General features: G+C 68.3%; 3 protein-coding genes. All 3 read right to left on the bottom strand.

Annotation, left to right across the window (positions count from 1 at the left end; all coding sequences use genetic code 11):
• Nucleotides 1-8 precede the first annotated feature (8 nt).
• The 3 genes from ACWGO8_RS10620 to ACWGO8_RS10610 are packed head-to-tail and all read right to left on the bottom strand — an operon-like array spanning nt 9 to nt 13,869.
• Nucleotides 9-6,320: a DEAD/DEAH box helicase gene (locus ACWGO8_RS10620; protein WP_452043028.1), complete on the bottom strand. Its 6,312-nt coding sequence runs from the start codon at nt 6,318-6,320 to the stop codon at nt 9-11.
• Entirely contained in the window at nt 6,317-11,020 is a 4,704-nt protein-coding gene (locus tag ACWGO8_RS10615; protein WP_452043027.1) for a DNA methyltransferase, read from the bottom strand. The genes ACWGO8_RS10620 and ACWGO8_RS10615 overlap by 4 nt, the downstream gene beginning before the upstream one ends.
• Nucleotides 11,020-13,869: a helicase-related protein gene (locus ACWGO8_RS10610; RefSeq protein WP_452043026.1), complete on the bottom strand. Its 2,850-nt coding sequence runs from the start codon at nt 13,867-13,869 to the stop codon at nt 11,020-11,022. The genes ACWGO8_RS10615 and ACWGO8_RS10610 overlap by 1 nt, the downstream gene beginning before the upstream one ends.
• Nucleotides 13,870-13,943 lie beyond the last annotated feature (74 nt).

Here is a 13,943-nt window from a genome sequence, read left to right as displayed (position 1 = left end):
CTGCGGTGTCAGCTCACGCCGAGTGCGGCGGCCACGGATGTCGCGTCGGGTTCGACGACAATCCAGCCGTCGCTCTCGAGTTCGTCACGGTCGCCGCCCGCCGGATGCAACAGCACGACGATCTTCGGTTCGATCCAGGCGAACGACACGGGGATGCCGTCGCCGAGCTCGAGCCCCATCTCGGGGACGGGCATGCCCTCGACCGCGTGTAGTGCGTGCAGGAGCACCTGCTCCTCCGGCGTCGCGAGGTCGACGAGGCCCTGCCACTCGACGGCGATGTCCGGGGTCATCGTGAGGTCCGCCGGTCCGGGTGTGCCGGCGTCGGCCGCAGACAGGATGTCGCTGAGTGCGGCCATCGCGATCGACGGTCCGTCCACCCGAGCGCCGAGCAGGTTCGACAGTCGAAGCCAGAACCTCCAGTCGTCGGCGAACGACGGCCCTGCGAGCGCAGCGACCCGGTCGTCGAGCACGACGGATGCCTCGGTCTTGCCCTGCCCGATGTGCCGAGCCGTGAGCACGGCACGATCGTGCCGGAGCTGCCAGGTCGTCGGGTCGGTTCCCGTCGGCTGTCCGTCGACGAGCGCGGCGACGGCGAGTTCGTCGAGGCTCAGGCCGGCCGCGTCCACAAGGACGCTCGACGGCAAACGCACCAGCATCGGCAGCGCCTCCGCGACGGCCTCCCAGCGTTTGGCGGCCTTGTCGGGATCCTGCATCCACCCCATGAGCCAGGTCATCGGGTTCGCGGTGACATGGTCGAGCGACGCGAGCGAGAGCCCGTACTGCCCAGAGAACGCGGTCGCTTTGGCAGCGTCGAACCACGGCGTCGCGGGTTCGACCTTCTCATCTCGGGCCCGCACGAGGTCGTCCCAGGTGAACGCGAGCACCAGGTAACCCTGATCTCTGAGCACCGAGCGCTTCTGCGCGTCGTCCGCGATGCGGTTGTGCGCGACCGACGCGTGGAACGCCCGCCCGTCGGTGTAGATCGCAATCGGCTTCGCGCCGCCGCCGAACTGCTCGAGCACGAAGTCGGGCTGGGTGTGGCCGAGCATGAGCTGCGGCTGCAGCATCCAGATGCGCCGGCTGCCGGCGAAGGTGACCTGCACCTTGTTGCCGTGGTCGCCGGGTATCTCCTTGACGCCCGCGCCGAGCTTCTTCGCGCGAGCCATGAACACCTCGCGGAAGAGCGACTCGATGACAGGCTCGCCGACGACGACGCCGGGGTCCTCGCGCGTGACGTCCCACTCGGTTGGCTCACCGTCGGCGACGCCCAGAAGTACCGCGAGGCTGTGCTCCGCGCTTGCACGCGACACCCGGTCGGCGCTGCCACCCGGTGCGTACGGCAGCAGGCAGCGGTGGCACGATGCCCGCCCCTCGGTACGGCACGGGCAGTCGCGCACGGTCGCCCATGCGATCTCGAGCAGCTCGCGGATGCGCTCGACGTTCGCGAGCTCGGCGAGGTACCCGGTGCCGCCGGGCACGGCGTCGTGCACGAGCAACGCGGGCACATTCTCGGTGCCGTCCGAGAGCGTCGGTTGCACGGTCTCGACGATGCGAAGGTGGTCGGGGTCGCCGCCGATGACCTCGCGGAGTCCGCGAAGGATCGCTGCGGCGAGGCTCGGCATGGCGAGGGTGTCGCCGATCGTGATGCGGGGCGGCAGGCGCAGCAGGATGCCCTGCGTGGTGAGCGTCCTGCTCAGCGAAATCGGGATCGCCTGCTCGTCGCGAGAGTCGCGGTTCGGGCACCACGGCTTGTGCTCGCGCCGCGAGTTCACGTTCGCTTCGGCGTCGAGCTTGCCGCAGACCGCGCAGACGCGGAACAGCGGAGCCGTGCGCTCCTCGCTGGCGATGAGTCGGTTCTCGCCCGCCGGTCCGACCTTGCCGAGGTTGAGCCAGCGCACAGTGAGGTCGCGCACGTAGGTGACGCCGAACCCGTCGCCCTCGACGTACCAGGCGTCGGTGACGCCCGCGGGGTCGACGTCGGCCGCCACCTGCATGACGAACCGTTCCCGCTGGCGCTCGTCGCGTCGGTCGCCGATGGATGCTTCGTCGCGGCGCACCTCTGCCGAGACCTGTTCGAGCTCGACGACGCGCAGCTGCTGGGCGGTGTCGGCGATACCGCTCGCGCCGCAGCGTGGGCAGGTGCCGTGCGTCTGCTCCACCGCGCCGTGGTCGTACCCGAACCCGCAGGCGGGGCAGAACGACCAGGTCCGCACGGCTTCGCCGCCGCTGCCGAGGTCGACCGCGTCGACGGTGATCTCGATGCCCTGCGCGTAGAACACCGCGCCGGGGGCGAGCTCACTGATCGCGATGCCGGCACCGCGTTCGTACGTGATGGCCTTGTCGCGGTACTCGAGGCTGTCTGGGTCGATCCAGCTGAGCGCGACGTCGAGGCGCACCGAGTCGTCGATGAGCGAGTAGTTCGGCAGCAGCCCGAACCGTTCGAGCGCGGCGACCCAGTGCTCCGACCGCAGCTCGGCGAGCTGCTTCGTCGCCATGGCGTACGACGCGCGGGCGGTGCGGTACTCGCGACGCTCCTCGTCGCCGGCCGTCGGGTGCTCGGCCGCCCTCCGCAGCTCGTCGAGCGCATCGGCGACCGCGTTCTTGCGGAAACGCACCTCGTCGACCTGCGCGGTCCACCGCTGCACGGCGTCACGCGCGGCTGTGGCGAATCGGCTCGACCCGGGCTCCTCACCGGGCGTCACCCATCGGCGGAGGCCGTCCCGCGCCTCGGCGCTGACATCGTCGCCCTCGAACGCCCCGAGGAACGCACCCAGTCGCTCGCGGTGGTGGGACTCTGCGTCGGCGACCAAGTCGCCGAGGAACGACCCTGCCTCTGTCGACGACAGCACGTCACGCGCGTTGCGCGGAGCATCCGTGAGGTCAGCCGACCGCCGATCGACGAGTGAAGCCACGTACTGACGCCGGAGGATCTCTTCGGCGTTGAGGTAGGTCGCGGGCGCACGCACGGCGCCGTTGATCACCGAGAGCGGCTCGCCGAGCTTCGGCAGCTGTTCGCCGCGCCCGGTCACGAACGCGAGCGAGAGTGCGTTGCCGGTGAGGCGGCCAGCGCGGCCGACGCGCTGCAGGTACGACGCCACCGTGCGCGGGAGGCCGGCGAGCATGACCGTCGACAGGTCGCCGATGTCGATGCCCATCTCGAGCGTCGGCGTGGCGACGAGCACGTTGGGGCTGTCGGGCTCGGTGTCGGAGGATTTGAACCCGTCTTCGTACGCGAGGCGGGTCTCGTCGTCGAGCAGGCTCGTGTGCTCCCGGGCGACGACGCGGCGCATGTCGCCTTCGTCGTACAGCGCTCGGTAGTAGTTCTGCCCGCCGCGAGCCCGTCGGAGCGCGCCAGGGCACCGAGCAGAGGTGCACGGCCCGTCGGCGAGCTGGTCGATCACCGCGAGCGTCCCCGGAACGGGGTTCTGGCAGACGTCGCAGACGAGCAGGTGGCGGCCGCCCTCGAGGTCGGCGAGGTCGACCGGATGCACCGTGACCGACGACGGCGCCAGCCGGTAGACAGTCGCGGCGCCGGCGCCGATGCCGATCGACGAGACGACCCCGTCTGCGTCGAGCTGGGCGAACAGCGAGCGGGTGAGGTGGGCGCCCGCGGCCGGCGAGACGTCGAGCACGTCACGCGCCCACGAGGCATACCAGCTCTGACTCGAACTCGCCTGATCGAGATGGCTCTTCTGGCCCGGTCCGCCGGCGGCCGTGGGCGCGCCGATCCGCGCGAACCCGGGTGCGTCACGCCCGTCGGGGAACGCGGGCATGCCCACACCGCGGGGGCGACCACCCCAGACGTACCAGCGCTTGCCGTCGTTCTCGACGTACTTGCGGAACCACTCATGGTCGATGGCGCCGCGATCGCGGAGGCGTTCGAGCACGCCGCGTACCCAGCGCACGACGGCGTCGGCGGGCACCTCTTCGGGGGCATCCTCATCGAGCGTCGTCGCCTTGGAGAATCCCGTGAGCACCGACCGCCCGATGGCCTCGAGCTTCGCGGGCGTTCCGGCGCTCACCTCGGCGGCGAGACTGCCGGTGAGTTCGAGCGTACGGCCGACGCGCGACTGCAGGCCGAACTCCATCACGAGGTCGAACAGCAGTCGCTGCCGTACGCGTTCTTCGACGGCGGGGTCGACGTCGCGGGCGGACTCCGCCTCCCAGAAGTCGCGGAAGTTGTCGTGGTCGACGATCTCGGGAGCGAGCAGACGGTAGCGGACATCGCGGTCGTCGCCTGCGTCCTGCAGCAGCAGTTCGACGAGCTTTGACAGGTTCGCGGGCCGCGTGCCGACCGCGCGGCGCACGGCGTTGCGCAGGCTGAACACGTGCGAGCGACTCTGCACGAAGCCGGCGCGGTGCGCCGCATCCTGCACGCTGTCGGTGAAGACGAGCGCCTTCTTCTCGGCGGTGTCGAGCGCGGGCTCGCCGAAGAGCGTCGTGACCGCCACCGAGAGCATGGTGGCGACGGCACTGCCGATGAAGCGGATGCCGTCGGCGCGGCCGCACGACGGGCAGTCGTCGTCCTTCGACCGGTCCTCCACGTCGTTGGCGGTCAGCACGAGCACGGGCAGCACGACGGTGTCGTCGTCGGCCGGTGCGTCGAGGATGATGCGATCGCGCACATGGAACCAGCGGAGGCCCTCGACAGGCTCGTCTGCGGCGCGGCGGGCCTCGTTCGGCGCGTGGATGAGGGCGCGGAAGCCGCGCTCCCGGTGCAGGTGGTTGCCGCGGATGTCGACGTCGTCGTGGTCGAGGTAGGTGCCCACCGGGGCGAGCTGCACGCCCCACCCGCTGCGGCCGCAGTGCCGGCAGTAGACCGCGGGGTACGCTGGTGCGCTGTCGAGATCGGATGCCTCGGCGCCGAGCATCTGTCCGTCGTCGCTCCAGCGGAAGCGGGCGATCGGGTCGGCGACTCGATCGATGCGGGTCAACGCGCGCAGCCAGAGGTGCAGATCGATCGACAGCGCGCCCCGTCCCTGCCGAGCGCGGATGTGGCTGAGCACGGCGAGCACCGTGACCATGAAGGTGCGGCGTCGCTCGGCGCGCTCCTCGTAGGTCTCGTTGACGGCGAGGCCCGCGGGCAGGATGCGATCGGCGAGGTCGTCGATGCGAACGGCATCGGTCGCGGCTTCAGCCAGTGCACGGATGAACGGATGTGCCGCCGCGAGCCGTGCCGCGAACCGGCTGTCGACCAGCTCCGGCCTCATCGCCGAATCACCGCGCCGATAGAGCGCGGCGAACACATGCCGAGTGAGCTCCTCGGGGTCCGGGTCCTCGAGCTCGCCGATCGAGACGATCAATGCGTTGTCGACCGGGAGCGGAACGAAGTCACCCATCCTGGCCCACTCGACCGCTTCATGCGACCACTCGTCGCACGACATTCGGGTCTCGGTGACGACGGAGGACTCGTCGAACTCGACGCCGAAGACCGTGCGCGCGAAGTCGATCATGGCGCTCGGGTCGCCCTGATCGCCGAGCGTGGCGGAGGTCGCGACGGGCGTGACCTGCACCGGCCCGCCCGCGTACCGCTCGAGCGTGAGATGCAGGCGACGCAGAAGCATGGCGACGTCGGTGCCTTGGGCGCCGTCGTAGGTGTGGAACTCGTCGAGCACGAGGTACTGCAGGCTGCTCGCGCTCTGCTGCCAGATCGTCTGGTCGTCGCCGCGCAACAGCAGCTGGTCGAGCATCTTGTAGTTCGTGAGCAGGATGTCGGGCGCTTCGCCGCGGATCGCCGCACGGTTCGTGATGAGGCCGTCGGGCGTGACGTGGGAGCGTTCGGCGTCGGCCTGCCCGGTGTAAATCGCCGCGCGGATGCCGCGCAGCTCCTCGCGAGTCGTGATGAGCTCGGTGAGGCGTCGCGCCTGGTCGTTCGCGAGGGCGTTCATCGGGTACAGGATGAGCGCCTTGACGCCGTCCTGCCCGTTCCGCTTCGCCCGCAGCACGTGATCGAGGATCGGATAGAGGAACGCCTCGGTCTTGCCCGAGCCGGTGCCGGTCGTGACGAGCGTCGGCAGCGGATGCGGCTTCGCCTCGCCGAGGTTCGCGCTGCTCAGTCGCTCGAACGCCGCGGCCTGGTGGCCGTATGGCATCTGCCCGCTGTCCCACTCCAGCGCCGACGGTCGGTCGGCCTCGGCCGGCCGGAACGGCAGCCGAACGCGGACGTACGGGCCGCGGAAGATGCCGTCGACGGGGTGATCGAGGAACGACGTGAGCGCGCCGCGCGCCTCGACGTCGGCGAGGGCGAACGTCGTCGTCAGATACCCGAGCAGGCTCCGACGGATCTGCTCCGCCTCGACACTCGGCAGCAGCTCGCTCACGAACGCTCCCGCAGGATCCGCTCGAAGTGCGCGTACGCCTGCCGCATGTCGGCCTCTCGGTCAAGCGTCACGAACGGCAGCTCGTAGGTGTAGTCGATGCCGGAACCGGGGTGCGTCGCTGTGCGCTCCGCCTCCGTAATGCCGTCTCTTTTTTGGCGCATAAGCGTCAAGATCGAGTTCGGAACGATTCGTCCGTTTGCATCAAATTGATAGACACTACGGTCGTAGCCGCGTAGCACCGCGAATTGGGATCGGTACACAGCGCAGAGTTCGTCCGCTGAGAGCCCGACTGAGAGTGCAACGATCGCGTCGATCTCGACGAGTGCCTGTCTACGGTCAGATGCTCTACGGAGCGGAGTATCCCGGGACCATGAGTCCGAAACATCGCCCAGGCGCCGACGACCCTCGTACTCCCGCCCGCCAGTCCAATGTTCTGATTCGAACGTCGGATCGAACAACTGACGCCAAAGATCCGCGTACGCCTCCGTTATTGCGTTGAGCCGTAATGTTCGCAACAACAGGGAACTGCGGAGAGCGCCGAGGTGGGGTGCGGGTAGAGAGGCGAACATGCCCCGTAGAACAGCGGACTTGGGGATGGACCGGATCATCAGGTCAGACACCAGAGAATGCGAGACACCAACCGAAGCCACAAACTCCCGAGGGTCGGCGGCCGCGATACGCGCGGAGTAAACGCTCTGCGACACGTGCGTGGGCCCTGGTGGGAGGACAGCCGAGATGAGCGTTCGTTCGCCGGTGTTGGATGCCATGCTCCGCCATGCAACACGGTAGGAGTTTCTGGCGGGAACGCCCGCCCAATGCGTGAACGCGGCATCGTAGCGCATACGTTCCGCCGCAGGCTTATAAACGGTCACCGGAGTAGCGCTTGCACCCAGCGCCTCGAGGTCAACGACGGTCCAATCCTTGTTGCTCCGCAGCGTTTCATTTGGCGACTTGTAGAACGGGTTACCCACAAAGAAGTGTGGCCCTTGGACGATTACGTCTTGCCAGCCCTCGACCGGTCCCCACCGCTTTGCGAATAAGCCCCGCTTGAAGTCAGTCGTCTCGTTCCAACCTTGCGAGAAGTCAAGGCCAAGGTCCCTGATACGGCGCACACTTGAGAAGCGCTCAAGCACTCGAGCCGTTGATTGATTTACGGCGTAGACCATCCGCGTTTCTAACCACGAGCGGTTACTGCCATTCTCGAGAAGCCCCCACCAACTTCTGAGCGTGTCTCGGGTGACGTGAGTGATACGCCCTCGATGAGGCGACAAGTCCCATCGGCCACTCTCGTCTTTGAGACCGGGCTCCTCACCGCTGCCGTCATGCAGTAGCGACCTGCTTACAGTGTCTGGATGGTAGAGAGAACTGGCCTGCAGGAATCCGATCTCGCCGTCGGCGCCGTAGATGTGGATCCCGTACGACACGTGATTATCGATTTCAAAAAGCAGTAGGTCATTTCCAAACTGCCAGTGCCGGCGAAGGCGTCGGTAACACACAGCTCTAAGCGCATCAGCCATCTCGTCGGTGAAATGGGTCTCGGGATGGATAAGGCCAACCACCCCGTCGACGCTCGAATTAAGCCAAGTCCGCTCCATGAAGCAGCGGTAGAGGTCCGGCCGCAAGCCAGCCAGATGCGGATAGATTGCGATCGACGAGACTGCCGCCCGCGTACTGATCGCCGTAGCCTCGGAGTCGACGTAGAAGTCCGCTGCTCCTGTTAGCGCAAGCGTTACCGATCTCTGTGACGCTACCTGTTCGACCGAGGGCTTGGCGGTCAGGGCCCACCAGGCATCGAATTCTGCCAGAGCCGAGGTTTCGTCCCAATCGGGCCGCACCCACGGAGGGTTCCCGACTTGCATATCGAAGCCACCGCGATCGAAAACCGTCGCGAAATCGAGTTCCCAATGGAAGAAGCCCTGCTGCTCGGCGATTCGCTCAGCGGCGGCGAGCCACGGCACATTCTTTACGAGCTCAGCCACTGTCTGCGCGCCTGCGAACGACAGATCAAGTTCTTCTGCGTCGCCTAGGGCATCCCAGCTCGTGGGCAATCCAAGAGTCTCGCCACCGGCCGTCTTTCCGGTCTTCTTGCCCTCGAAGTGGGTGCCGAACAGTGCAGTTAGGCCTTCGATCCACTCGTCAAGCGAGGGCGGCTGTGCGCCCTCGGCCCCGGCGTCGGTGAGGGGCCAGAACCAGAGGGCGTTCCATGCGTTCATCACACGCCGGATGCGCTGGAAGGCACCCTCGGGGTCGTTGAGCTTGCGTTCGATTTCGGCGCGGGTGACGGGGGTGCTGGTCTCGATACGCTCGCTGGCGCTCGATCCTCGACCAGCGGGAGCGTCTTGGCCCCAGAGGGGGATCTCGCGGCGGGCTTCGCGTTCGGCAATGGTGAGACGGCGGAGGGCGAACTGCCAGAGCGTCTCGACGCGGTACGTGAGGTTGACGAGCTTCTTCGTCTGCGCGGCGCTCGGCTTGAGCAGGATCTGCTTGCGCCACGCCTTCAGCTTCGCGAGCGCCTCGGGGGCGAGGTCCTTGGCCTCTTTCGCGTCGACCGCGGCGCCCCAGCCGTCGGACGGCAGCAAGAAGTGGTGGATCGCACCCGCAGTGCCCTGCGCGAGACGACCCTCACGGAGGTTCTCGGCGAGCTCGCTGATCGGCACGTCGCGCGGCACGTCCTTCAGCCAGGTTTTCTTCGCGACCTGGTCGGTCGAGTACACCGCGCGGCGGGCGCCGATGAGCGAGTTGCCGCGCTTGAGGTGAAGACCGAACCACGGCGCGGCGAGGCCCTCGACCATGGTATCGAGCCAGAGCGAGATCTCTGCGAGCTCGACCGCCGTCGCATTGAGGTCGACGCCGTAGACCTGGTGCAGCGCGATCGAGGCCTTCACGCGCTGCAGCTCGCGCGGGCGATCCTCGGGGTCGACCTTCTCGCCGAGTTCCTTCTCCTTGCGGGTCAAGTACTCCTCGGCGAGCTGTCGCACCGCCTCGATCGCGAACGCGCCGGAGCCGAGCGCCGGCTCGCAGACCGTGAGCTCGAGGATCTCGTCGGCCTTCGTGGTGTTGCCGTCCTGGTCAAGCAGTTCTTCGAGGGCCTGGCTCACGACGAACTTCGTCAGCACCTCGGGTGTGTAGTACGACGCCGACTGCTGGCGCTCGCGACCCGCGAGGCGGTAGACGAAGCTGCCGCGCGCGTGCAGCACGGCCTTCTTCTCGCCGGTGATCGGGTCTTCGGCCTGCACGAAGTCCTTCGGCGAGATGCCCGACGACCGGTCGACCGGCACGACCCAGGAGCCCTTCGAGGCATCCCCGTCTTTCGCGACCTCGAAGAGGTCGGTCGTCGCGAAGAAACCGGTGTACGACATCAGGCCCTCGTACACGGCGCCGAGCTGGTTGATGCCGAGGTCGGAGTAGCTGATGAAGCCGCGGTCGCGGCCCCGCTGCTCCTTGCTGAGCAGCAGGTGCGCGAGCACCCGCTGCATCGCCTCGTCGCCGAGTCCGACCTCGTCGATGTGCGCCGTCGCCGCGGGCAGGAACAGGTCGGCCTTGAGACTGTTGAAGGTCAGCCCCTCGGGCACGTCGGCGGCTTTGGCCGCCGACTCAGGCCGGTGTCCCTGGTCGACCAGGCGGAACAGCACGCCCAGCGAGTGGTGGAAGTGCGTGCGGTCGGCGGCGTCCACGGTCAGTTCGACGAGCACGAGCTCGCGCAGGCGGTCGAGGCTGTAGCCCTCCTCATACTCGCTCGCCCCGATCGGCAGCACCTCGAGCTCGGGCGACGCCTCGGCGTAGAGCAGGAACAGGATGCGGTACAGGTATCGGAGCGCCTGCTTCGCGAGCGGCTGCGCCTCCTCGGCAGGCAGCGGGTCGAGGCCCTTCGCCGCGCGGCGGCGCACGACCTCGTTCGCGATGATCTCGATCGACGAACGAACGCCCTCACGGAGGTCCTTCGAGACGCCGACCGTGTGCTTCACCGAGTCGTCGAACACCGAGTCCCACCACACCGTGCCCTCGGCGTCGGGCAGCAGCGACTCCGCCGTGATGCAGGCGATCGTGCGATCGAGCTCGCCGCCTTTCTTCTGGTCGTCGCGCTCGACGACGAGCTGCAGGTTGATCGCGAGCCACCGTCCCTCGGGCCACCGCTCGCGGTCGGTGAGCAGCAGCCACCGCCCGGCGACGACCAGTACGAACGCCGGACCGTCATCGGCCGCGAACAGGCGCGAGAGGGCGCGCGAGGCCGACACGATCTCGATCGACTCGTCGTCGGCGGGGATGAACGGCTCGGCGAGGGTCGCGGCATCCTTCTGCAGCAGGTCTTCGACCTCGGCGACGTGCCGGGCGTCGAGGACGACGAGCTTCGCGGGCTCGTCGAGCCCACGCTGCCGCACCGACGCCACCGGGCCGCGGCGGTCGAGCTCGTAGAGCCCGCTGCCGAATCCGAGCCCGTCGACGAGGGCGCGACTGATGCGGGCCGCGGCATCCTGCGCCGACGAGTCGCCCTCGTCCTCGAGGTCCGCGTACGCGCGGACGAGCTCGGGCCGAACCGCCAGGAACGCGGCCCGCGGCGATTCGTGGCCCGATTCGGCGAGCGCGTCCCACTCCTTGCGACGCTGCGCGACGCGTGCCTGGAACGACTGCTTCGTGGCATTCGTGTTGAAGTAGTGCTCGCTGATCCAGCCTTCGCCGACGATGAAGGCGTCCGACGCCATCAGTTCACTCCTTCGTTCGGCACGACCAGCAGCAGCGGGCGCACGAGCCGCCGACTCGGCTTCATGGATTCGGCGACGGTCTGTTCTTCTTCGACGGTGAGCCGGCGCTGCTGCAGATCGCTGCGCTGGATCAGAGCCTGGGCCTCGTCCTCCCAGCGCCGGACGCGCTGCGACCAGCGGTCGATGTTCGTCTCGACGTCGGTCGCGGCGGCCTGCGCCAGCTCGGACATCAGCGCGTCGGCGTGCCGCACCGCGGGGCGGATGAGCCGCTGCAGGTCGTCGATGCCCTCGACCGCGCCGGGATTCGACAGCGTTCCGAGCAGGCCCAGCTCGTCGAGGGCCTCGCGGGCGCTCGCATGCGGCTCGACGAGCACGAACGACGGATCATCGGCGTCGGGAACCGCCGCCGTCAGGAACGACGAGGCGACCACATGGCCGCGCCGGTTGGTCAGCGTGCCGATGAGCAGCACCGTCGGATACGACACGTCGCCGCGCACCGTGAACACCTCGTTGCGGCCGAGCTTCGCGAGCGCGCGGTCGCTCACCCACTCGAGCACCGGATGCAGCGGGCCGAGGTAGTGCGCCTCGGGCCACAGCGATCGGCTCGACCGATCGTCGATCGCCTGCTGCAGCACGCTCTTCGCAAGCGTCTCGGTGACGGCGAGCTTCAGGTGCTCGGTGACCCCCTGATCGCGGAGGTAGCTCTGCGGCAGCACCGCGAGCCGCTGCGCGAGGTCGCGCGGCGGCGTGAACTCCACGAGCCCGTGCCCGGCGTGGCGCCGCCAGGCGACGCCGCCGCCCTGCGCGCCCGGCGCCGCGGCCGGGGTCGTAAAGACTTCCTCGAGCGCCGCGCCCAGATAGGCCTCGTCATCGGCGAACAGACCGGATGCCCCGGCCGACGCGCTGCCCGCGGCAGACACCTCGCCAGAGGCATCCGCCGTCGGATCCGCCTCCTCGGCGGCCGCGCCGAGGAGGAGCGCCAGCCACGGGTCATCCTCGTCTGCCGTCAGGCCATCGATGCCCGGGACGATCTCGTCGACGTCGACGCCCTTCGCGAGGGCTCGCGCGATCGCGTCTTCCTCGGCCGTCACGTCGTACTTGCCCATCAGCGAGGCGACGTCGCCGAGCGCCTGGTGCGCCTCCTGCTCGCGCTCCATGAGGCGGGTGAGCACCTTCACGTCGCCCGCGAACCGCTCGTTGCGCGGCGTCAGCAGGATCGTGGTGATCTGCGGCCGGTGACGCTGCCCGTAGCGGTCGACGCGGCCGTTGCGCTGCTCGATGCGGATGAGGCTCCACGGAATGTCGAAGTGGATCAGCTCATGGCACTGCGAGTGCAGGTTCACGCCCTCGGAGGCGACGTCGCCCGTCACCAACACACGGATCGGCGACGACGACTGCTTGAACGACTCGACGATGCGCTGCTGATCCTGATCGTTCAGGCCGCCGTGCAGCACCTCGATCTGGTCGGCGCGCAGCTTGAGGTCCTTCTGCAGCTTCGTGCGGAGCCACTTCAGGGTGGGGACGCGTTCGGAGAAGACCACGGCGCGCTCGGAGCCGTTCGCGGCGATGCCGATCTCGCGGAGGTAGGCGACGAGCCGGTCGTACTTCGCCGAACCCGTCGCCTCGGACTCCGCGGCGAGCGCGGCGAGGCGTTCGAGCGCCCCACGCTCTTGCGCTTGGGCCGCGGTCAGCTCAGAGCCGAGCCGACGGATGCGCTCGGTCGCCGTCTCACGGAGCGCCGCTGGCGACGAGAGGAACGCCTTCGCGAGCGTCCACGGGAAGAGGCCCTTGTTGTCGCCCGAGTAGGGGCTCGCACCGGACGCCGGATAGAGCCAGACATCCGCGAGCTCGTCGGCGATGGCATCCTCGACCTCGTTCGCGGGCACCGCGAAGTGCTGCAGATCTTTGCGCTCGGCCCAGTCGCCGCCGACCTCCTCGGCCACCTCAGGGCTGTGCCGGTGGCGACGGATGACGAGCCTGCCGAGCTCGTCGCGGTCGATGTCGCCGTCGGGCGTCACCGCCGTCGGTTCGAGCAACCGGATCAGCTCGGCGAACGACTCCTTCTTGCCGTTGTGCGGGGTCGCGCTTGCGAGGATCAGCGCCTCGGTGTTGCGGGCGAGCAGACGCGCCAGTGCGTTGTTCTGCGTGGCTCCGGTGATGTTGTGCGACTCATCCATGACGACCGCGTCCCACTTGTGCTTGCGGAGGTGCGCGCGGTACTTGTCCTGCTTCAGCGTGTCGATCGAGATGATCGCGCGCTTGTAGAGACTGAACGGATTGCGCGTCGCGGGCAACTTCTGGCGCACGCGCTGAATGCCGACCGAGTCGAGGCGCACGAACGGCAGGGCGAAACGGGTCCACATCTCGTACTGCATCTGCTCGAGCACGTGCTTCGGCGTGACGATGAGGATGCGCTCGCCGCGACCCCTGCGCACGAGCTCGGAGAGGATCATCCCGATCTCGATCGTCTTTCCGAGGCCGACCGCGTCGGCGATCAGGATGCGGGGCCGCAGGTTCCGCGAGTCGAGGGCGCGTCGCACGGCGACCTGCTGGTAGCCGAGCGGATCGGAGAGCATGCGGGTGCTGACCGTGAGGCCGGGCTCGTTGAGCGGGATCGGGGTCTTCCGGAGGGTGGCCTCGAGCCAGAGCTTCGCCTGCCGGTAGCCGGGCGAGTCGTCGGCCTTGAGACGTGCCTCGGCCGGATCGAGCACGCGGATGTCGTCGAGGTGCTCGTAGAAGGATGCTGCGGTGTCGCGGACGAGCTCGGAAAGGCCCTGTACACGGACGAGAAGCCCGTCTTGCGTCTGCGTAGCAGCCGTCACCATCCACTCGGCGTCACGCACAACCACGACTGAGCCGGGTGCGACGTTGAGCTCCCGTAGTTCGATTGTGTCCGCCGAGGTGTAGGGGGTCGGCACCGGTG

The sequence above is a fragment of the Agromyces sp. NPDC055661 genome (assembly GCF_053618135.1).
This window is presented reverse-complemented; position numbering and strand designations above follow the sequence as displayed.

Excerpts from the sequence above, each read along its gene's own strand:
- ACWGO8_RS10615 (WP_452043027.1), bottom strand. The coding sequence starts at position 11,020 with ATGGCGTCGGACGCCTTCATCGTCGGCGAAGGCTGGATCAGCGAGCAC.